The organism is Actinomycetospora aurantiaca, assembly GCF_037401875.1.
GTDB classification, from domain to species: Bacteria; Actinomycetota; Actinomycetes; order Mycobacteriales; family Pseudonocardiaceae; genus Actinomycetospora; species Actinomycetospora aurantiaca.
Genome location: NZ_JBBEGN010000001.1, coordinates 329,177 through 349,866, shown reverse-complemented (window position 1 = coordinate 349,866; position 20,690 = coordinate 329,177). Strand labels below are relative to the sequence as shown.

General features: G+C 73.9%; 19 protein-coding genes. 10 read left to right on the top strand and 9 right to left on the bottom strand.

Annotation, left to right across the window (positions count from 1 at the left end):
- Positions 1–61: 61 nt before the first annotated feature.
- Positions 62–886, bottom strand: coding sequence for a peptidoglycan-binding domain-containing protein (locus tag WCD74_RS01600; protein ID WP_337693062.1), 825 nt, complete (start codon positions 884–886; stop codon positions 62–64).
- Positions 887–1,225: 339 nt separating this feature from the next.
- On the opposite strand from WCD74_RS01600, the gene WCD74_RS01595 reads away from it, so the two are divergent.
- The 4 genes from WCD74_RS01595 to WCD74_RS01580 all read left to right on the top strand — a co-directional run bounded on the left by WCD74_RS01595 (position 1,226) and on the right by WCD74_RS01580 (position 7,274).
- Positions 1,226–2,362 carry a hypothetical protein gene (locus tag WCD74_RS01595; RefSeq protein ID WP_337693061.1) on the top strand — a complete coding sequence of 379 codons (1,137 nt, stop codon included), beginning with the start codon at positions 1,226–1,228 and terminating at the stop codon, positions 2,360–2,362.
- Positions 2,363–2,453: 91 nt separating this feature from the next.
- Complete coding sequence (locus WCD74_RS01590) at positions 2,454–2,708, top strand: type II toxin-antitoxin system Phd/YefM family antitoxin (RefSeq protein ID WP_337693628.1); 255 nt, start codon at positions 2,454–2,456, stop codon at positions 2,706–2,708.
- The gene (locus WCD74_RS01585; protein ID WP_337693060.1) at positions 2,705–2,968 is read left to right on the top strand and encodes a type II toxin-antitoxin system RelE family toxin; all 264 of its coding nucleotides are present in this window, start codon (positions 2,705–2,707) and stop codon (positions 2,966–2,968) included. Before WCD74_RS01590 ends, WCD74_RS01585 begins: the two co-directional genes overlap by 4 nt.
- 103 nt (positions 2,969–3,071) lie before the next feature.
- Positions 3,072–7,274, top strand: coding sequence for an FtsK/SpoIIIE domain-containing protein (locus WCD74_RS01580; protein WP_337693059.1), 4,203 nt, complete (start codon positions 3,072–3,074; stop codon positions 7,272–7,274).
- A gap of 188 nt (positions 7,275–7,462) precedes the next feature.
- On the opposite strand, the gene WCD74_RS01575 is transcribed toward WCD74_RS01580, so the two are convergent.
- The 4 genes from WCD74_RS01575 to WCD74_RS01560 all read right to left on the bottom strand — a co-directional run bounded on the left by WCD74_RS01575 (position 7,463) and on the right by WCD74_RS01560 (position 9,874).
- Complete coding sequence (locus WCD74_RS01575; RefSeq protein WP_337693058.1) at positions 7,463–7,759, bottom strand: WXG100 family type VII secretion target; 297 nt, start codon at positions 7,757–7,759, stop codon at positions 7,463–7,465.
- A 68-nt stretch (positions 7,760–7,827) separates the two neighbouring features.
- The gene (locus tag WCD74_RS01570) at positions 7,828–8,406 is read right to left on the bottom strand and encodes a hypothetical protein (protein ID WP_337693057.1); all 579 of its coding nucleotides are present in this window, start codon (positions 8,404–8,406) and stop codon (positions 7,828–7,830) included.
- Positions 8,407–8,432: 26 nt separating this feature from the next.
- Positions 8,433–9,593, bottom strand: coding sequence for a WXG100 family type VII secretion target (locus WCD74_RS01565; protein WP_337693056.1), 1,161 nt, complete (start codon positions 9,591–9,593; stop codon positions 8,433–8,435).
- Complete coding sequence (locus WCD74_RS01560; protein ID WP_337693055.1) at positions 9,590–9,874, bottom strand: hypothetical protein; 285 nt, start codon at positions 9,872–9,874, stop codon at positions 9,590–9,592. The genes WCD74_RS01565 and WCD74_RS01560 overlap by 4 nt, the downstream gene beginning before the upstream one ends.
- Before the next feature lie 241 nt (positions 9,875–10,115).
- Between WCD74_RS01560 and WCD74_RS01555 the strand changes: the two genes are divergently transcribed.
- Both WCD74_RS01555 and WCD74_RS01550 read left to right on the top strand, forming a co-directional pair.
- Positions 10,116–10,904 (top strand): hypothetical protein, encoded by a 789-nt coding sequence (locus WCD74_RS01555; RefSeq protein ID WP_337693054.1) that lies wholly within the window; start codon positions 10,116–10,118, stop codon positions 10,902–10,904.
- Positions 10,901–12,667 carry a serine/threonine-protein kinase gene (locus WCD74_RS01550; RefSeq protein ID WP_337693053.1) on the top strand — a complete coding sequence of 589 codons (1,767 nt, stop codon included), beginning with the start codon at positions 10,901–10,903 and terminating at the stop codon, positions 12,665–12,667. Before WCD74_RS01555 ends, WCD74_RS01550 begins: the two co-directional genes overlap by 4 nt.
- A 13-nt stretch (positions 12,668–12,680) precedes the next feature.
- Here the strand turns inward: WCD74_RS01550 and WCD74_RS01545 are convergent, their stop codons facing one another.
- The 3 genes from WCD74_RS01545 to WCD74_RS01535 form a co-directional block, all read right to left on the bottom strand.
- Positions 12,681–13,556, bottom strand: a complete 876-nt coding sequence (locus WCD74_RS01545; protein ID WP_337693052.1) for a hypothetical protein — start codon at positions 13,554–13,556, stop codon at positions 12,681–12,683.
- 78 nt (positions 13,557–13,634) lie between these two features.
- Complete coding sequence (locus WCD74_RS01540; RefSeq protein WP_337693051.1) at positions 13,635–14,357, bottom strand: hypothetical protein; 723 nt, start codon at positions 14,355–14,357, stop codon at positions 13,635–13,637.
- Between the two features lie 694 nt (positions 14,358–15,051).
- Positions 15,052–15,510 (bottom strand): hypothetical protein, encoded by a 459-nt coding sequence (locus WCD74_RS01535; RefSeq protein WP_337693050.1) that lies wholly within the window; start codon positions 15,508–15,510, stop codon positions 15,052–15,054.
- A gap of 271 nt (positions 15,511–15,781) precedes the next feature.
- On the opposite strand from WCD74_RS01535, the gene WCD74_RS01530 reads away from it, so the two are divergent.
- The 4 genes from WCD74_RS01530 to WCD74_RS01515 are packed head-to-tail and all read left to right on the top strand — an operon-like array spanning position 15,782 to position 19,299.
- A complete protein-coding gene (locus WCD74_RS01530; protein ID WP_337693049.1) occupies positions 15,782–15,988 on the top strand; it encodes a hypothetical protein in 207 nt (68 codons plus the stop codon).
- Positions 15,985–17,154 carry a glycosyltransferase family 4 protein gene (locus WCD74_RS01525; protein WP_337693048.1) on the top strand — a complete coding sequence of 390 codons (1,170 nt, stop codon included), beginning with the start codon at positions 15,985–15,987 and terminating at the stop codon, positions 17,152–17,154. Before WCD74_RS01530 ends, WCD74_RS01525 begins: the two co-directional genes overlap by 4 nt.
- Positions 17,124–18,560: an O-antigen ligase family protein gene (locus WCD74_RS01520; RefSeq protein WP_337693047.1), complete on the top strand. Its 1,437-nt coding sequence runs from the start codon at positions 17,124–17,126 to the stop codon at positions 18,558–18,560. The genes WCD74_RS01525 and WCD74_RS01520 overlap by 31 nt, the downstream gene beginning before the upstream one ends.
- Entirely contained in the window at positions 18,469–19,299 is an 831-nt protein-coding gene (locus tag WCD74_RS01515) for a glycosyltransferase (RefSeq protein WP_337693627.1), read from the top strand. The genes WCD74_RS01520 and WCD74_RS01515 overlap by 92 nt, the downstream gene beginning before the upstream one ends.
- On the opposite strand, the gene WCD74_RS01510 is transcribed toward WCD74_RS01515, so the two are convergent.
- Positions 19,296–20,687: a right-handed parallel beta-helix repeat-containing protein gene (locus WCD74_RS01510; protein ID WP_337693046.1), complete on the bottom strand. Its 1,392-nt coding sequence runs from the start codon at positions 20,685–20,687 to the stop codon at positions 19,296–19,298. The two genes, WCD74_RS01515 and WCD74_RS01510, sit on opposite strands and share 4 nt — an antisense overlap.
- Positions 20,688–20,690: the final 3 nt, after the last annotated feature.

Genomic DNA, 20,690 nt, shown 5'->3' with positions numbered 1-20,690 from the left:
GTGTCGTGGCTGCGAGGGCCGGGCGCCACCCGCCGTGACGGGGCAGGCGCCCGGCGCGACGTCACTGCAGCGTGCGGCAGTACTTGTTGTCGACGGCCGTGGCCTCGGCCGTCGTCCAGAGCTCGGCGTGGTCGGTGACCTTCAGACAGCTGCCGCGCTCCACGGCGTCCTCGGTGGCGTTCTTGACGTCGTTGAACATGACGGACGCCGAGACCCCGAGCACCTCGCACGCCAGGCTCTTGATCGAGGCGCACAGGGCGAAGGAGCCGATTCCGGTCTGGCTGTCGAGGTTGCGGTGCCCGTCGAGCCAGGAGTCGAACTGCCTCGTCGCCGCCGGGCTGAAGTAGTAGCTGTTCGAGACGTTCCCGAAGTTCGTCGTGAACCACGCCTTGTTCGAGCCGGCGTCGGTGCACCCGTGGACGTACTGGTCGACGGCCCAGTCCTCCTCCGCGCGGGCGCCCTCGGAGGGGTCCGGCCGCGGCACCGAGCACTCCGGTCGCCGCCCGTCGGAGGCCGAATCGTCGGTCGAGGAGGTCGGAGTGGGATCCGACGAGGTCGTCTCCTCCGGCACGAGGTCGGCGAGGAGGTCGGCCGTCTCGGCGCCGACGTTGCCGTCGGCGGGCAGGTCGTGGCGGCCCTGGAAGTCCAACACCGCCGTGCGGGTGGCGGGCCCGAAGAGCGTCGTACCGGGGAGGTCGTACTCGGGGTGCTCCGCGGTCAGGTCCCGCTGGAGGCGGGCGACGCACTCGTGGCGCTGCCCCTCGAGCAGGAGCGGGCACCCCGGGTAGCTCCGGTCCTGGTCGGGTGCGACCTGGACGGGGACCGGCCCGGGCGCGGCGACGGCGTCCGGTGCCGCCGTGAGTGTCCAGATCGCGAGCAGGAGCATGGTCAGCCCCGCGAGGGGACGGAGGTGTCGACGTGAGATCGCCGGCCTGATCATGGTGCGTTGCTTCCGTTCGTCTGCTGCCGGCCCCGTCCGGCGGTGGAGACCCGCGCCGGAGGAGCGCGAGCCGTGGTGTCGCGAGGAGGCCCCCCGCTCTCCTCGCGACGAGTCGATCAAGCCACAGACCAGCGTCGGAGAGGGCGATCCCGGACGGTCTTGGACGGTCCTGGACGCTCTCCGACGTCTGCCGGGCACCGAAGTGGAGTGATCGGGCAAGATCGTCACCCGTCCAGGGGGTGTGGACAAGCCCTCCCCGCCGGAACGATCCGCCGGAGCGAGTAGATGGTCTCTCCCGACGAGGTCCGCGACCGCGAGTCGTTCGGTGCTGCGATCCGCGCCCTCCTCGATCGCCGTGCACTCGCGGGTGACGACCTGGCGGCGGTGACGGCAGAGGCGCGACAGCGCAAGTACGTCGTCGAGGAGCACCGCCGCTCCACGGTCTACTCCTGGGCCGGCGGCACGTTGCCGCAGAAGAGCGACGGTCCCTACCTCGGCTTCCTGCTCGCCCGTCGTGTGCCCGTCGACGCCCTGCCGGCCTGGGTCGACGCCCTCGATCGGGCGCGTGCGCGTCCCGCGGCCGGAGGTCCTCCCGTCGTCGCCGAGCCGAGCGTGCCGGATCACGAACTGTCGGCCGGCGACGGCCGGCCGGAGCCGGAGCCGGAGCCGGAGCCAAGAGCCGAGGTCGAGCCCGGGCGGACGGGTGCCCGATCGCAGTGGTGGTTGGTCGGCGCGACAGCAGTCGTCCTGGTGTTGGCCGGTGCGCTCCTCGCGGTGTGGGTGGTCGGAGAGGAGGCGCCGGGTGCTTCACCCCTGCCCTCGACCGTCGCGGAACCCTTCCTCAGGGAGGACTTCGACGGCACCGAGCTCGCCACGGCGACCTGGGTGCCGCCGTCCGACCCGGCCCACGTGTTCGCGGCGGACCGCCGGCTCAATCTCGTCGGCGCGCTCGACGGCGAGGGGCGGGTGATCGATTCCGACCTCGCTCCCCGCAACCCGCAGGACTACCGCGAGATCGACTTCGTCGCGAGCGTCCCGGACATCACGGTCCCCGGCGCCGGCGGGGCGAGCCTGGTGATCGCAGAGCAGAGCGGCCGTACCCACATGCTCGTCTTCGGCCCGAGCGGCGGTTCCCCGCCTGCTCGTATCGCGGCTGCCCTGGTGTGTACCCGGCCCTCGTGCCGGAGTTACGACGACTACGAGCCACCGCCCCCGACCCGGCCCTTCGAGTACCTCACCGGCGATGAGGTGGTCCCGTTCCGGGTGGTGGCGATCGACGGGCGCCTGACCTTCTTCATGCGCGGCCAGATGATGGCGCAGACGCCGCTCGACGGGCCGCTGCGCTCATTCCGGTTCAACGCCTACTCCGGACCGGACGAGCGCTGGCGGGCGACGGTCGACGCGGTGCGGGTCTATCGCTGAGGTAGGCGGAGATGGTCCTGGGCTCGCCTCCTGGCCCCCGCCGTCGTGTACATCTTCGCTGATTCGGCGCTATAGTCGATCCGTGAACGAGATGAGCCTCAGCGACGCGCGCGCCCGGCTGGCGGACGTGGTCGACACCGCTCGTGTCGAGCACGAGCCGGTGTTCATCACCCGGCGGGGGCGCCGGGTGGCGGCCGTCATCGCGGCCGAGGAGCTGGATCGTCTGATCGCGGCCGCCGAGGACCTCGCCGACCTGCGAGCGGCCCGCGAGGCCCGAGAGGAGATGTCGGCCGGAGCGGCCCCCGTGCCCTGGGACGAGGTCAAGCGAGAGCTCGGGCTGGCGTGAGCTACCGCGTCGAGATCGCACCGGCCGCGCTCCGGCAGCTCCGCAAGCTCGATCACGTCGCGCGCCGTCGGGTGCAGGCCGCTGTCGAGCTGCTCGCCGACGATCCTCGGCCCCCCGGGGCGGTGAAGCTCAGTGGCGGCGACGGAGAGTGGCGGGTTCGGACGGGCGACTACCGCGTCGTCTACGAGATCCAGGACGGTGCCCTGCTCGTCCTCGTCGTGGCGGTCGGGCACCGACGGGACATCTACCGGCAGACCTGACCTTCTGGAGTCGGCCCGTGACACCTCCGCGATAACACCGTGACCCGTCCGAGCGATGACCGGGCCGGGGGAGCGCGGGGTGACCGCGCGAGGAGGGGGTCACGTGCGGGTCGTCCTGTCGCTGCCCGAGCGCGACGCGGTCGTGCGGTGCGAGCCGGACGACCCGGTGGGCGCGATCACCGAGGCGGCCCTCGGGTCCGGGGCGCCCGCCCTGTTCCTCGACAGCCGGCCGCTCGATCCCCGGGAGCCCGCCGCGGTCTTGACCGACGGCGCCACCCTCTCGCCCGGCCGACCGCACCTCGCCGGCACGAACCCGGCGCCGGGCTCGCTCGTCGCGCAGGTGGTCACCGGTCCCGCCGCCGGCACGGTCGTCGCGCTCGCCCCGGGCCGCACCACCGTGGGCCGGGTGCCACCGTTCGGTCTCGCCGACCCCGACGTGTCCCGCGAGCACCTCCACCTCGACCTCGACGAGCGAGGCACCGTCACCGCGGTCGACGCCGGCTCGACCAACGGCTCCAGCCTCGACGGGGTCCCGCTCACCTCACCCGCCCCGGTGCCGCTGGGTGCCGTCCTCTGGGTCGGCGGCTCCGCCCTCACCGTCCGCGCCGTCCCGCGCCCCGACGCGGCCGTCCGCCCCGACGGCGAGGGCGGCCTCCTCTACAACCGCCCACCCCGGCTCGCGCCGCCCCGGCGCACCCGCCGCATCGCCGTCCCGACCCCGCCTGCCGCGCCCGACAAGCGCGATTGGCCCGTCGTCATGGTGATCGCGCCGCTGGCGATCGGCGTCGTCATGGCGTTCGTGACGAAGCAGCCCATGTTCCTGCTGTTCGTGCTGCTCAGTCCCGTGATGCTGTTGTCGACCGCGATCACCGAGCGCCGCAGGGGCGCGAAGGGCCACCGCGCGGCGCTGCGCACCTACCGCGAGGAGAAGGAGCGGGCCGAGGCAGACCTGGCGGCGGCACTCGCCGAGGAGGTCGAGCACCGTCGGCGGGACGCGCCGGACGCCGCCGAACTCCTCGTCGCCGCCCGCAGCCCCGCGTCCTCGATCTGGCACCGCCACCGCGCTGACGCCGACTTCCTCGATCTCCGCCTCGGCCTCGGCGACGTCCCACCGGACACCGAGGTGAAGAGCGGCGTCGACGTCGAGCGCGCCGACACCCAGCTCTTCAGCGTCCCGATCTCGATCCGCCTGCCCGACGTCGGCGCGCTCGGTCTCGCCGGTCCGTCCGCCACCGTGCTGCGGCTCGCGCGCTGGTGCGTGGCGCAGGCCGCGCTCCTGCACAGCCCGCAGGAGCTGCAGATCTGCCTGCTCACCACCCCCGCCGCGCAGAGCACCTGGCACTGGGTGCGGTGGCTGCCCCACCTTCGGATTCCCGACGGCGGGTCCTGGGCGCGGGTGGGCAACGACGAGGAGACGGCCCGCTCCCGCATCGCCGAGCTCACCGATCTCGTGGAACGCCGCCGCGAGCTCGTCCGGGGGCTCAGCGCCGGCGCGGTGCTCGACCGCCTCCCCGCCGTCCTCGTCGTGCTCGACGGCGCGCGGACGTTGCGCAACCTCGCCGGCATGGGACCGCTGCTGCAGGACGGGCCGGCCCTCGGCGTGCACTTCCTGTGCCTCGACGAGGCGGAGGCGATGCTGCCCCGCGAGTGCGGTGCGGTCGCCCTGCTCGACCGCGACCGGCCGGGTCACCTCGTCCTCCGGACGCGCGGTGACGACGACGGCCGCGAGGCGGTGACCGACCAGGTCGGCGCCCGCTGGGCGGAGACCGTCGGCCGTGCCCTGGCGCCGTTGCGGGACGCCGACCCGACGCTGGCCGAGGGGGCGCTGCCGACCGAGGCGCGCTTCACCCGGCTCGCCGGACTCTCACCCGCCCGGCCCGAGGAGCTCCTGCGGCGCTGGAGCGCCATACCGCGCTCCACGGTCGCCCTGCTCGGCGCGAGCACCGAGGGCGATTTCCGCCTCGACATGGCCGACGGTCCGCACGCGCTGATCGCCGGCACCACCGGTGCGGGCAAGTCCGGCCTGCTCCAGACCCTGGTCGCGGCGCTCGCCGTCGCGAACCGGCCGGACGCGATGAACTTCCTGCTCGTCGACTACAAGGGTGGCGCCGCCTTCCGCGACTGCGCGCGCCTCCCGCACTGCGTCGGTGTCGTCACCGACCTGGACGCCGGGGCGACGAGTCGTGCCCTCACGTCGCTGCGCGCCGAGCTGAAGCGCCGCGAGCACGTGCTCGACCGCGCGGGGAGCGCGGACATCGCGGCCTACTGGTCGACCCGGCAGCCGACCGCGGATCCGCTGCCCCGGCTCGTGATCGTCATCGACGAGTTCGCCCAGCTCGTCACCGAGATGCCCGACTTCGTCGCCGGCCTGGTCGACGTCGCGGCGCGCGGGCGGTCGCTGGGGATCCACCTGGTGCTCGCCACCCAGCAGCCGCAGGGCGTCGTCAACACCCAGATCCGCTCCAATACGACCATCCGCATCTCGCTGCGCGTCGCCGACGAGACCTCCAGCACGGACATCATCGGCATTCCCGACGCCGGGCGGCTGCCGCGCATCCCGGGCCGCGCGTTCGTCAAGGTCGGCGCCGAGGCGCCGGTCGCCATCCAGACCGCCCGGACCGACACCGCCGGCCCGGGCGCGCAGGCCCGCCGTCGCCGTCCGACCGCCACGACCCTGCGCTGGGAGTGGCTCGGCCACGCCGTCGCCGAACCGCCGGAACCCCCACCGCCGCCCGGGCAACGCACCGACCTCTCCGAGATCGTCGACGCGGTCACCGAGGCCACCCGCCGGCTCGGCATCCCGCCGCAGCGCTCGCCCTGGCAGCCGCCGCTCCCGGTCCACGTGCGGGCCGAGGCGCTGCGCGCCACCGGGCTCGTCGTGCCGTTCGGGCTCGAGGACGTGCCCGAGACGCAACGCCAGTTCCCGGCCGTGCTCGACCTGCCGTCGGGAAGCCATCTCGCGGTGGTCGGCGCGCCGCGCTCCGGGCGTTCCACCGCGCTGCGCACGCTCGGCGCCGGACTCGCCGGACGGCTCTCGCCGGACGACGTGCACCTCTACGCGATCGACGGTGCCGGGTCCGCGATGCGCGGGTTGGCGGCGCTGCCGCACTGCGGGGCGGTCGTGGGCGTCGGGGAGTCCGACCGGGTCGCGCGCCTGGTCACGCGGCTGCTCGACGAGGTCGGTCGCCGGCAACGGCTCTTCGCGACGGCGGGTGTGTCCGATCTGGCGGAGTACCGCGACCTCGGCGAGGTCCTGCCCTACCTGGTGCTGCTCGTGGACGGGTACGAGGGCGTGACCGGGGCGTTCTCCGACGTCGACGGCGGCCGGGTGGTCTCCGACCTGCAGCGGCTGCTGCGCGACGGGGTCGCGGCCGGGGTCCGGGCCGTGGTGGCGGGCGACCGGAGCGTCCTCGTCGGTGCCGCGGGCTCGCTGCTGGGGGAGCGGCTGGTGCTGCGGCTCGCCAACGACACGGACTACGGCTACGCGGGCATCTCGGCGCGCGAGGTGCCGGACGATCTGCCCGTCGGGCGGGCCACCCGGGCCGGGACCGGCACGCAGGTGCAGATCGCGGTCCTCGGCGACGACCCGTCGGGTCGGGCCCAGGCCACCGCGGTGGCCGCACTCGCGAGCCGGTGCCGGCCGGGCCGGACCCGCCCCTTCGGCATCGACGTCCTGCCCGAGACCATCACCCGGGTCGAGGCGGGCGGACTGCCGCGCGGCGCGGGCCTCCTCGTCGGCGTCGGCGGCGACGACCTGTCCGGGATCACCTGGGACCCGACGACCGACGGCAATGCGGTGCTCGTCCACGGTCCTCGCCGATCCGGGCGGACGACCGCTCTCGTCTCGGTCGCCCTCGACGCCCGGGCTCAGGGATGGCGGGTGGTCGGCTGGACGCCGAGGCCGTCGGCGCTCGGTGAGGTCGCCGGAGACTTGAGCGGCACGGAGGCGACCGAGGAGGAGCTGGCGGCCGCCCTCGCACACGGTCCGGCGCTGCTGCTCGTGGACGACGTCGAGACCGTCGCCGCCACGTCGGCCGGGAGGGCGCTCGGGCGGTTGATCGCCGGCGGGGAGCAGGCCGTGGTGGTCGCAGGGCTGACCGAGTCGGTGTCCTCCGCGATGAGCGGCCCGGCGCTGGAGGCGGGTCGCGGCGGGATCGGGCTCCTGCTCTGCCCGAACCAGCCGATCGCCGGCGCCGTGTTCAGCGCCGCTCCGCGCATTCCGCGCAGCCTGATCGGCACGTCCACGCCCGGCCGTGGCCTGTTCCTGCGGGCCGGCGAGCTGACCCCGGTGCAGGTGCCGTCGTGATGCTGAGCCGCGGGCGGGGACGCTCGGCGCCGTTGTGGCGCGCACACGTCGGCCGAGGCAGCTGGCTGTCCGGTCTGTCCGCGTCACGCCGACGCGGACACATCCGGTCGCTTGGCACCTCGATCCCAGGATGCGCCCCGCAACGACCCCGCTGGTCGGGCCCGCCGAACGAGCCCGACCCCGCGGCGTCAGTACGCCGTGACGGAGCTCCGGACAGCGTCCTCGGCCTGCTGGTAGGTGCTCGCGGCGTGGGTGAGCGTCGTGCTGATGCTGTCCAGCGCCTCACGCAGGCGTGCGGCGGACTGCGCCCACTGCTCCCACGACATCTGGAACTGCGCGGAGGCCGCGCCCTCCCACTCGCCGCCCACGAGCGGCGCGACCCGCGCCCGCATCGTCGCGAGCTGCTCCTCGACCTGCGCCGAGCCCTGCTGCAGCTGCGCGCCGAGGTCGGCGAGCTGCTCGGACGTGACCTTGACCATCGACATGGTCGTTCCCCCTCGTGAGTCGGGTGGATCGGGCCACGGACCCCGGCCCTCGGGAGTGGTGGGTGCGCTCAGAGGCGCAGGAGGTGCTCGCCTTCCCGGGCGGTCTCGCCGTCGTCGAGGAACCGCAGGCTCCGGGCGATCCGGACCGCCTCCTGCGAGGCCTCGGGCCATGCGGCTTCATCGGTCGTCTGGACGTCGACCACGACGACTCCGTCCCACTCCGGCGTCGGGACGAGGAACTCGGCGCGGAACGACGGGACGGTCCCGGGCAGGAGCTCGAACTCCCCGAACACCAGCGATGCGACCGCGGGACCACACGGCAGGTCGATGGCGCGCGTGTCCGCGAGAGGCCGGCGGACCGCGGTGTCGTCGCGCAGTGCAGCAATGGCGCGTTCGGAGAAGGACCCACTCCGGTCGTCCGTCGGGGCGAGCGCCCGTACTGCCACCGTGACCGTCGCCGAGGCCCCGGGGTCCTCCACCGGGAGGCGGCCGCACAACCGGACCCCCTCGTTCCGCAGCAGATCGAACGATGCGCTGATCTCCGCGGCCAGCGCGTCGACGTCGACATCCGGGACGTCGACCGCGATCGCGTGCGCCGCCGCGAGGCGTCGCTCCGGGTCCGCGTGCAGCGGAGCGACGTCGGTCACCGGCGGGAGCGTCAGCGTCGCCGCCCTCATCGGCAGGCCTCGACGACCGGAAGGGCGCGGTGCTCCTGACGGCGCTTCATGTCGGCTGCGTGCGCGTCCTGGATGTCCTGCCAGAACTGCGGCGCCTGGCCCTGGCGCGGTATCCACCTCGGTGCCGCGTCGACGAGGTGCATCCCGTCCTCCACGGCCGTGTGGACCTTGTCGGCCTGCTTGAACGCGAGGGCCTGGTTCACCACCTGGTGCGCCCGCATCAGGCTCGGAACGTCCCCGGCCACTGCCGCCGATCTCGCGGCCCCGACAGCACGACGATCGAGCAGTGGGCCCGCGTGCCGGAGGAGCGACCCCGTCGCCACGTCGAGGACGCCCATCTGGACGTCCCGGCGCGACACCTTGGACGAGCCGCCGGAGTACGCCATGCCCTTGCCGACGGCGACGGCGACGGTCAACCCGAAGGCGACCGCGCCGAGCGGCGGATAGAAGAGCGAGGCGATGCTGACGGCGGCATTGACGTCTTCGAGAACGGACGTGATGGCGGCGATCGTGTCGGCGTTCTCGGACAACCATCGGTCCACCTCGAAGGAGAGGTCCCCGAGCTTCTGCTGGCCGGCCGCGAGTACCCCGCGGGCGTCGCGGAACAGATCGCCCAGGGCGGTCCCGTCGGAGTCCTGCAGCTGCTGGGCGCACCACGCGGCGCTGCCCATGTGCCGCGTGCGGATCGCGCCCCACTCCACGCCGAGCTTCTCGAGCTCGGCGATCAGGAACGGCTGGGCCGTCAGTCCGCGGCTCAGGGCCTCCACCGACGGCGGGTGGAGGATGTCGTGCTGGGCGGTCGCGAGGCGTCGCTTCGCGTCGAGGACCCGGGGGAGCAGCGCATTCGACTCCGCGCGGCGCTGGTCCATCGCGTGCGCGTAGGAGTCGAGGGCGGCCCGGCAGCGCTCGAAGCGGACGACGAACTCGTCGAGACCCAGGCGTAGCCGTTGCTGGTTCTCGCGGAACCGGTCGGCAGCCTGGCCGTGCCAGCCGCCGAGTCCGGCGAGGCCCTGGGTGAGCTCGACGTTCAGGGCGCGCAGGTCGTCGGCGCGGTGCTGGAAGCGGGCGGCGAGGTCGCGGACGCTGCCGACGTCGCCCATGGCGGGGTCGTCCCAGCCGGTCGCGGCCCAGCTGCCGCGCGCCGTCACGGCGGTCACCGGTCGCCGCCGGTGTAGCAGGCGAGTGCGGAGTCGTCGGAGCCGCGATAGGTCGTGCCGGCCGAGCGCAGGAACGTCGTCAGGCCCCCGAGCACGTCGGAGACGCGCTGGAGGTCGTGGGCCGCGGGGTCCTCGGTGGCGTGCACGACGCCCACGAGGTGGGCACTGCCCAGGTCGCCGACGGCCGACCGGGAGCCGATGTCGGAGAGCCGGTGCCGGTAGGCCTCCAGCCGGCTCGCCGCGACGCCGAGCATCTCCGGGTCCACCTCGAACCTCGACAATGCAGCACCCCCCGTGCTCACTCGTTGACCCGTCCTCGTCCGGCGTGACCGAACCGTTCCTCGTTCGAGACCTGATCACCCGGATGGAGCAACAGAACGGCCGCGGCGCGGTAACCATCACGTCACGCCGACCGATCACCGGGGGACGGCGCGCGATCGCGTCGAGGGGGGCGGGGAGATGCACGGCTTCGAGCAGGGTGTGCCGCAGACGGTTACGGTGCCGGCCCGGCGGGGAGGCGCGATGCCACCGGAGCCGACGACGGTGGGGGCCGGGCACGTGCTCGGTCCGCCCTCACTGCGGCTCCCGATGCCCGGGGTGACCGGGACGGGCGTCCCGCTGCACCTCGACACCCGTGCACGCCCGGCCGCCGCGCCCCTGCCCCTGTCCACGCCTCCGCCCGCCCCGGTGTCGGCCCTGCCCGGCCGGACCGCGCGGCCCCGGGAGCTGGTGGTGCTGAGCGGCGTCGCGGGGCCGGCGCTCCTGGCGGCGACGCTCGCGGTCCTGCTGCCCTGGCGGTCCGACGTCGCGGCGAACGCGGCGCCCGGCATCGTCGGGTCCGCCTTCGGGATCGGGGCGCTCGTCGTCAGCGCCGGACTCCTCGCGGCCGTGGCGGCCGACCTGCTCGAGGGTCGCGTGCGGTGGCTCGGTCTCGTGGCGGCACCGCCGCTCGCGCTCCTCACCCTCGGGTCGGTGGGGTGGATCGCCTCGCTGGTCTCGCCCCTCTCGGCGTCGAGCCACCTCGCGCTGGCCGGCGTGCCGTGGCCGGGCCCGATCGTGTCCGGGGTCGGGGTCTGGCTCTTCCTCGCCGCGCAGGCGCTGTGTCTCGCCGTCGGGCTCGTCGCGACGCGCCGATGGCTCCGGGCCGGGGACGACGGACCACCGGAGCGACACCCTCGCCGGACCCCGGTCCTGGCCGTCTGCGCGTCGCTGGCCGTGCTCGCGCTCGTGCTCTCGGGGGTCGTGCTCGCGCGCACCGCCCCGCCGGTCCCGGCAGCACCTCCCGTGTCGGCCGTGGGCGGGACGCAGTGATCGACCAGCTCGGGCCCCTGACCGCCCCTCCGGGCTTCACCGCGCTACGCACCCTCGGCCGGGGCGGTTCCGGCACGGTCGTCGAGGCGCACCACGCCTCCACCGGCCGCACGGTCGCCCTGAAGACCCTCGACGTCGTCCCGGCCGACGCCGAGGCGCTCCGCCGCTTCGACCGCGAACGCGGCGTCATGGCCGACCTCGCCACGCACCCCGGCATCGTGTCGATCATCGACGCGGGCGTGCACCTGGGTCGGCCGTGGATCGCGATGGACCTGTGCCGGCGCGGCTCGATGGCGGGCGTCGGTCGCCTCCCGGCCGACGCGGTCCTGACGACGCTGCACGCGGTCGCCGACGCCCTGTCGGTCGCCCACGCACGCGGCGTGACGCACTGCGACGTCAAGCCCGCGAACATCCTCGTCACCGACTACGGGCAGGCGGCCCTCGGCGACTTCGGCGTCGCGCGCCTCGCGCTCGGCGAGGGCAGTGGCTCGACCGTGGGTGGCTACACCCTCGACCACGTCGCGCCGGAGGTCATCGAGGGCCGGCACCCGACCGACCGCTCCGACGTCTTCTCCCTCGGCACCACGGCCTGGCAGCTCCTGGCCGGTCGGCCACCGTTCCGGCACCCCGGGGATGCGCCGGCGGCGGTCCTCACCCGCTTGCGGACCGAGCCGTTGCCGCCCCTGCCGGCCGACGTCCCGCAGGCTCTGGTCGACCTCCTGCACCGGATGACCCGGAAGCGTCCCGAGACCCGTCCCAGCGCCGGGACCGTCGCCGACGAGGTGTCGCGCCTGGCGCAGCAGCACGGCGTCGACCTCCACCGGCCGCTCGACGAGGTCGTCCCGACGACGACGCAGGTGCGCCTGGCCCAGCCGCACCCCTCCCTCCCCGGCACTCCCAGGGCAGGGCTGCCGGTGGGACCCGCCGGTCTCACCGGCACGGACCACCGTCCCGACCTGGCCCGGCTCACCCACGCGGGAGCACCAGTCGCGGTGGCCGCCGCGGCGCCCGCGCTGCCGGCCGCCGCAGAGGCGTCACGGCGGCGGGACCCGGTGGTGATCGTCGCCGTGGTGGCCGCGATCGTGGTCGTGCTGACCGGCGTCGGCGTGACCACGTCGGCGCTCCTGCCCTCGTCGAGCCCTGCGCAGGTGGTGACGAGCGCGTCGGGGGAGATGCAGGTGGTCCCCGACCTCGGCATCCCCGGCGCACCGGGCGTGCCCGCCGAGCCGACCCTGATTGCAGCGGCATCCGCGCCCGCGGCAGCGGCTGCGGCGGGCGGCGCGCGGCCGGCTGCTCGGCCCGGGGGCGCCGCTCCGCCGGTCGTCCCGGCCGCACCGGTGGCTCCCGCAGGAACCACCGGCGGAGCCACGGGACAGACCGGCGGGACGCCGATCGGCCCGACGAAGGCGAAGACCTTCGTGACGCCGGAGATGACCCCGACGCTGGACTGCACGTCGCCGAACAAGGCCCAGTGCGTCGTCGGCCCCGGCGGGAGCGGGGTCAGCGTGAGCACCTTCGTCAGCATCGAGGAGCCCGCCGGCGAGCCGTACCCGGTGTGCAACGAGACGGTCACGATCACTGCGGTCGAGACCGGCGCCGTCGTGCTGCAGGGCAGCAACGGTTGCAACTACCGCAGCCCGACCTACATCCCCGACGAGGGCCGTCTCGCCGTGGGCTCGAGCTACAAGGTGACCGCGACGGCCCGCATCACGGACGGCGGTTCCGACACGGCGACCGTCTACTTCGAGGCTGTTGCCGGGTAGCGCGCCGCCGGTCTCATCCGGCGACGAGGTCCTCGACGCCGCGGTCCTGCGGAGGCGTGGGGCGGCGGCGCTCGAGGTCGACGGTCTGGACCACCCAGTACACGGCGAAGAGCGCGATGAGGAGCGACTCCGTCCAGAAGACGTGGGTGCGGAAGTCGACGAAGAGGAGGCTCGCGGCCGCCGCCATGCCGACCGCGAGCAGCGCGTAGACGCGCTTGGCGCGCGCGGAGGTCGCGTCGTCGAAGCAGTTGAGAAGCACGACGGCGACGACCCCGACGAAGAGCAGGACGGCTGCCCCGAGGTGGGCCCACACGGTGAAGAACTCGAAGTCGGCAAAGAAGAACACCGCGACCAGGACGATCGGAATCGCCACCCCGAGCGCGCCGATCACCGAGGCACTCGAATCGTCGGGCGAGGTCGGCGGAGGGGAACCGGACGGACGGACCATCCGCACACCCGTCCACACCGCGAGACCGGCGGCCACCAGCACCGCCACGAGCCCGACCACGATCAGGGCGAGGACGTTGGTGTACGTCGCCTCGAGGATCTCGTCCTGCTCGGGAGCCGTCGCGAACTCGCACGGCCCCGGCCCGATCTCCGTCGGTTCGAAGGCGACCACGAAGGCCATGACCCCGGAGAGGTTGAGGAGGGCGTTCTCCCGGTCGCTGCGCCCGCGGTAGATGATCAGGCACGTGCCGATGGCGCAGAGCGCCGCCACGAACAGCGACCGCAGCGGCGAGTAGAAGTAGGCGCTGATCGACGGCTGCAGGCAGCCGGTGGCGGCGAACCGGGCGCCGATCCCGACCGCGAGGAGCAGCACGAGGACGGGCATGGCGAGTCGCAGTCCGAGGTAGGTCGCTCTCGGGTCGTCCTGGGTCGGTGACGTCATCACCTTCTCCTCGGCTGCGAGTCGGGTGTCGGGATCGCAGCACCGGTCGATTCCACACCGCTTTCCGCAGCGTCGTGGTCACCAGCTGCCGTAGGCAGCGGGGTCTCGGAGCACCCGCTGGGCCAGGTCGCTCGCTACTTCTACGGCGTCCACGGTCGAGGGGCACGGAGTGGGAGAGGCAGAAAGCCGTTCCAACCTGCTGATGCTCTCGTCCAACTGCTCGTGCGTCGCGCACCAGCCGCTGGGTCGGTCGTCCAGCACGAGGAGCCGGTCGTAGTGGCGTCGAGCGTCGGCGATGTGCCGGCTCAGCTCGGCTCCAGGGCCGTGCACGGCGTGACGGGCGAGATCGAGGGCGTACGCCAGCGCGCGGGCGTGCTCGTCAGCAGGAGCCACGTCGGGAAGCTCGATCGTGGAGAGGTGCTGTCGCGAGCGAGGCTCCTCGTCGTACGCGGGCACGTCGAGCGCACCGCCGAGGACGTGCGACGTCGCGAGCTCCACCCACTTCTCTCCGACCTTCATCGCCCATGCCGCTCCCGGCCCGGCGAGGCTGCTACCCCCGGGAAAGAGGCTCTCGGCCCCCACCGAGACCGTGGCGGCCGCCGCGACGGGGATGAGCTGGCGGCTGATGCTCGCGCTGGTCCGTGCCGCGCGCCGGAGCAGACTCGGACGGGCCGGCTCCGGAGCCAGATCGAGGTCGCGCCGGATGCGGAGTCGCATGGCGAGCAGCCGTCGGCGGGCTTCGGCGATCCGTGTCGGCGCGTCGTACTCGTCGGCCTCCGCGGCATCGGCGAGCGCGGCCACCGTGTCCTGCACGAGCTCCGACGCGGAGGGTCTCGGAGGGCTGCGATAGCCGACTGCTTCCAGGAGAGGCGGGAGCCCGGACCACGCGATCTCGGCGAGCTCCTCGACGGCGCCTCGTGCCCGCGGCAGCGTGGCGCCCTCCTCGAGCCGGAACCAGAGGTCGTCGTCGAGGGCAATGCCCCGGATCGACTCCAGGGCATCCTCGAGACGGTGCTGCAACTCCGCGTTCGACGCGGGGTCGTGGACCCGGTCGCCCTCGGTCTCGATCGCGGCTCGAAGGCGCGCCTCGTCGCGGACCAGAGCTCTTGCAGCGCCGACACGGTCCGATGTCGGTCGCCGCGGCTCCCTCGGTGGCTCCGGCTCGGGGAATCGGCCGGTCACGGGTCGACCTTCTGGAACCGCGCCGTCATCGGATGGGAACTGCGCATGCCCAGGTCTTCCCTCGTGTCGCTCGCACCAAGTTCCTCAGCGTCACGGTGGGGGTGGGGCGTGGACGACGTCCGATCAGGCGGCCGTGCACGGCATTCGGGTTCTCCCGCCGGCGGGAGAGTTTGCGGCGCGAGTCGACTGCGGGCCGGCTCTCAGCCCGCCGCACACGGTTCGAGGAGTCCCTGGGCGCGATCCCGGTGTCCGCGTCGCCGTGACTCGGATCCGACGTACCTGTGGTCCCACACGACGCGCTGCCGGCCCACGGTCAAGCAAGTTGGAACGGGCCGTACACCGGCGAGGTCGGCAGATGGTTCTGAGTGTCCGTCGAGCTCACACGGACGAAGGCCGCCGGAGTGGTGCCGTTGAAGAACATGACCGCGGAACCCACGCGATAGGTGTAGTACGCCTGGGCGTAGTACGAGGTGTTCCCCTGCACGTCGGCCCACGTCCCGCACCCGGTGCCGTTCGTGCGGCCGCTCCGGTAGTAGACCCACTGGTTCCCCTTGGCCTGGTACAGGTGGATCGGGAGATTCGCGTAGGCGCCGCCGTTGTAGGTGAAGCACGCCCGGACGTCGGGCGCGGCGCTCCCGGCGGCGTAGGCGGGAGAGGCGGCGGCGACGAGGCTCGTCGTGGCCGTCAGAGCACCGAGGACGACGGCGAGTAGGCGCCGGCGCGTCCGGCTCCGCACGCCGTTCACGCTGACCGCGGAATGTTCGCCCATCATGATCGTCTCCCTCGCCGAACACCTGTGTGTGGTCGGGAAAGGCGACCACTCGCTCCTTTCAGTCGGGTTGCGGCCCGCGCCGTCCGCTGCGATGCGCACGACATCCGTGAAAGGGTCCGGCCATCTCCCGCGAAGGTGACCGGCACTCCTCGTAATCGGCGCGTCGCCGTCCGCGAAGCGTCCTCCTGCACCCTGGCGCTTCACCCGGATGAGGGGTTCAATCCCCCCGAGTGGCAGGTCAGCGGCGTCCTGTCACTCGGTGGGGGACGGCATGACGGCGATCGGGGTGGTGCTGTTGTTGGCAGCTGCTGCCATTCCGGCCCTGGTTCGCGCTTCCCGAATCCTGGAACTGATCCGCAGGTCCGTCCGCGAGGACCAAATCGATCCGTCTCCGGTCGATGTCACCATTCCCGTGCAACGGCGGGTGACGCGTGAGTCCCCCCGGGCGCCGATCGGCAAGAACGGGCTCGAGCCGTGACCGGACTCGTCGGCGCCCGCCGGGTCACGGTGTTCTCGGAGGCCCGGTTCGGTCGGGGACCCGACGGCCGGTGGCGTGCCCTGCACCGCGCCGAGGCGGCGGGTCTCGACCGGTTCCGCCGTGCCGGCTTCGAGGTCGACGTCGTCGCACGGGGGGACCTCGGGCCCTGTGAGGTCGGCGTCGGTACGCCGACCGCGGTCCGGCCGCTCCCGAACTACGTCGGAGAGCGCGGCCTCGTGCGGGCACTCCCGCGTCTCCTCCCGGCGCTCGTGCGGTCGGTGCTGGGCGCGGAGCGGGTCGTCGTGCACCTCCCGGGCCCGATCGGCGGCCTCGCGGCCACGATCTGCCGGGTGACGCGGCGTCGGTATGCCGCCGAGGTCGTGGGGGAGCCCGTCGCCGTCCTGCAGACGCTCCTGGCCGGACGCCGAGGACGCGTGCTCGCGCGGCTCGTGGGCGCGCACACCCGGTGGACGGTCCGCGGCGCCGCCGCCACCGCCTACGTCACCCGTGAGGCTCTGCAGCGGCTCTACCCACCGGCGGCAGGGACGCCGTCGGTCGGGGTCTCCGACATCCGGCTGGCGCCCGAGGAGTTCGCTGACGCCCCGAGGACGGCCTCGACGACGAGCAGGCTCGTCACGGTCGGGCACCAGGACCAGCCGCACAAGGGCCACGACGTCCTCCTGCGCGCGATCGCCCGCCTGCGCGCGTCCGGGCTCGACGTCGCGGCGACCATCGTCGGCGGCGGCCGCCTGCACGACGACCTCCGGGCGCTGCGGGACGAGCTCGGGCTGAGGGACGTAGTCCGGATGGCGGGCGTCGTCAACGACTCGTCGAGCCTCCGGGCGGTGCTCGACGAGGCCGACGTCTTCGTCCTCCCGTCGCGTGCGGGGGAGGGGCTGCCGCGCGCGCTCGTCGAGGCGATGGCGCGGGGACTGCCCGCCGTGGCCACCGACCTGGGCGGGGTGTCCGAACTGCTGGACCCGTCGTGCGTGGTCTTGCCACGCGACGAGGACGCACTCGTCCGCGGGCTCCGGACCCTGCTCTACGATCCCGAGCACCGCGACGCCATGGCCCGCCGGAACCTCCTGACGGCCGACCGGTTCCGCGCCGACGAGCTGGAGCGGAGGTGGTCCCGGTGGGCCGTGCAGATGCCGGACGCGCGCTGACGCCGACGGTCGTCCTGGCCGGCGGGACGTCGGCGGCGCTCGCCGTCGGGGCGATCTCCCCGGTCGCGCCCTGGCTCGCCGCGATCCCGCCGCTGCTCGTGCTCTGGGGAGAGGCCCGCGGCGACCGCGTCTGGTCGCTGGTCGGGCTGGTGGCGGCGTCGCTCTACGTCGGCCAGGACCTCTGGGACGTGCCGATGGCGCTCTACGTCGGGGCTGCGGCGGGCGTCGGCGTGGTCGCGCGGGTCGCCGGTAGCGGACTGTCCGCCTGGGTGCACCGCGCGATCCCGCCGCTGTTCCTGCTCGGCATGGTGCTGTTCGACCAGCTCGTGTACCCGACCCAGAGCAGGCCGGGGCAGTACGCCGTGTTCGAGCAGGTCGTCCTGCTGACGTGCCTGGTCGCCGTGCTCGTCGGCGGCCGGCGTGCCGACCGCGACGACCCCGCGGCCGCTGCGACCGTCCTGCACGTCGCGCTCGTGTCGACCGCGCTCGTGGCGGGCGTGGACGGCCTCCGGGCGCTCTCGGAGGCCGACGCCGAGACCCTCGCCGCCCGGCAGGCGGCCGGGGTGTTCGGCGCCAGCAACTACATCGCCGCGCTGCTCGCGGTGGCCGCGGTCGCGTGCGTGCACCGGGCCAGCTCCGGCACCGGCCGGCCGATCCCGAACGTCGTCGGCGCCCTCGTCTTCGTCGGTCTCGCCGCTCCGCAGGAGTCGCGGACCAGCACCGTCGTCCTCGGCCTCGTGGTCCTCGGCGTGCTCGTCGTGCACCGCCGCCACCTCTGGTTCCTCGCGGCGCTCGCGGGCCTCGCCGTGGTCCTCGCGGCCGCGCCCGCCGTCGGGGTGTTCGCCCGGTTCCGGGCCGGCAACGCCACGACGGAGCTGAACGGCCGCACCGACCTCTGGGCCATCGCCCTCGACGCGATCCGCGAGCACCCGGTCCTCGGCAGCGGCGCCGGCCACATCAGCGACCAGCTCGTGGCCGCCGGGTTCACCGACGCCACCTACGTGCACGACATCTGGCTGAGCCTCGTCGTGCAGTTCGGGCTCGCCGGGCTCGTGTTCCTCGTGATCGGGGTCCGCTGGATCCTGCTCGGGCCGCTCGGCTCCGCCGCCCGCACCCTGGCGGTCACGTGCCTGCTGCTCTCCACCACGGAGCCCGTCGTCGAGACGATGAAGATGGGCCTGATCTTTGTGGCGGTCCTCGCCGTCGGGGCGGCGCACGTCCACCAGCACGACCGGCTCCACCCGGAAGGCGGGTTCCTCCATGCTCTCGGCGGTCGTCGTCTTCCATTCCGACGTCCCACGGCTCCGGACGACGCTGGGCTCCCTGCGCGACCAGGTGGACCAGCTGACGGTCGTCGACGTGAGCCCGCGGAGCGAGGTCCGGAACGCACCCCCGCCCGGGCTTGACCACGTCATCGACGGGTCCGCCAACCACGGCTACGGCTGGGCCTGCAACCTGGGCATCGCGGCCGCCGACGGCGACCTGGTGCTGATCTCCAACCCCGACGTGGTCTACGAGCCGGGCTCGGTGGCCGCCGTCGCCCGGGCCGCGGCCGACGGCGCGCTCGTCACGCCGGTGCAGACCGACCGCCGCGGCTCGCGCGATCCCGCCGACACCTACGACAGCCTGCAGATGGGCATCTCCGTGGCCGCCTCGGCCAACCGCTGGACCGGCCTCGGGCGACGGCGGTTCGACGCCGACCGGGCCGCCGCGCTCACCCGGGACACCGAGGTGCTCGAGGTGCCGGGCGGCATGACCCTCGGCGGCGCCTCGATGATGACGACCCGCGCGACCTGGGACCGGCTCGGCGGCTTCGACGAGCGGTACTTCCTCTATCAGGACGACGCCGACCTGAGCCTGCGCGCCCGCGCCGCCGGCATCCCGCTGCGCATCGCGCTGCGGGCCCTGGTCTTCCACGAGAGCGGCAGCGCCCGGGCGGGCCTCGACACGGACATCATGCGGTGGGCGGTCACCAGCGAACGCATCGCCTGGCGGGCCTACGGCCTCCCGGTCGGAGTCCTCGTCGTCCTGCAGCGCGCCGGGATGCTCGGGCGCGCGCTGCGCGATCTCCGCGCCGGCCGCCGTACGGAGGCGCACCAGTGGTGGCACTTCGCCCGCCGACCGCTGACCGGCTGGGCCGGCTAGACCCCGGCGAACACCGCCCGGTCCACCGCGGCGGCACCGTTCCCGCGGGCGACGTTCGAGGACGGCGTCGTCTCGTGCCCGGTCTCGAGGTCGGCCACGGCCATCCCGTCGGGGAGCCGGTTGTCGGTCACGGTGAGGGCCGAGGTGGAGCCGCCGGTGCTCAGCGACACCAGGACCGACGGGTGCGGGCCCTCCACCTGGTTGCCGTCCACGACGAGCCGGTCGCACTCGGCGGCCGCGACGGTCGCCCCGGAGCGGGCGGCCACGTTCGTCCACACGTTGTCGCTGATCGTGACATCGACGCAGCGCCGGTCGCGCAGCCCGATCTGCGCGCCGGTGTTGGTGGCCCGCGTGACCCGGTTGCGCCGCACCGTGATGTCGCGCAGCCCGTAGAGCTCGCAGAAGTACAGTCCGCCGGCCGTCACCGTGTTGTCCTCCACGACCGCCCGGCTCGGCCGGTCCGACCCGGAGGCGTTGCGCTTCTCCCACGCCAGGCGCACGGCGGAGCGCGGGTAGCCGCTGAAGGTGTTCCCGCGGACGACGAGACCGGACAACGGGCGGTCCAGCACCGGCGGGGTGATCGCCAGGCTGACGGCGGCGACGTTGCCCCCGACGTCGGAGAACACGTTGTCGGTGATCGCGATGTCGGCGAGCACCGCGGTCCGGTCCTGCGGGTTCGGCTCGATGTCGATCGGGCCGGGCATGTCGGGGCGCGAGCACCGGGTGAACCCGCACCGCCGGATCTCGACCCGGGCGGCGTCGATGATGCTGACGGCGTTCCGGTTCTGCTTGTTCACGCCGTCGAAGCGGCAGTCGAGGATCCGGAGGCGCTGGTTGTGCCGTTCGACCCCGGCCTGCTCACCCGAGCCGATCATGATCGCGTCGCCCTGGAACGCCGTGAACCGGCACGCCCGGATCGTCACGTCGGACACCGCCGACAGCCAGATCTGGTACTCGTACTCCGCGAAGCCCTCGCGCGAGCGTCCCTCGAAGTCGACGCCGTCGATCGTAATGTCCCGGACGTTGCGCGCCGGGTCGGACGTGCCCCCGGTGCCCGGATTGACGGTCAGCGCGTGCCGCGCACCCGGCCGGAAGACGAGCGTCCCCGGCCCGACAATGCGGGTGCCCGAGCGCAGCCGGACGTTTCCCACGAGATAGCGGCGGTCGCCGAGCCCGACGGCGCCCCCTCCGGCGGCCGCCTCGATCGCCTCCTGCAGCGCGGCCGAGTCGTCGGTCTCCCCGTCGCCGGCAGCGCCGAAGTCCACAGGGTCGAGCGCATCGGGCACCGCGGTCGGCTCCGGCGGCTCGGGCAGACGCACCGCGGCGGGCGGCAGACCGGCCGAGCAGGCGGCGAGCGAGGCGCCGGCCAGCGCGCCGGCCAGGAACACGCG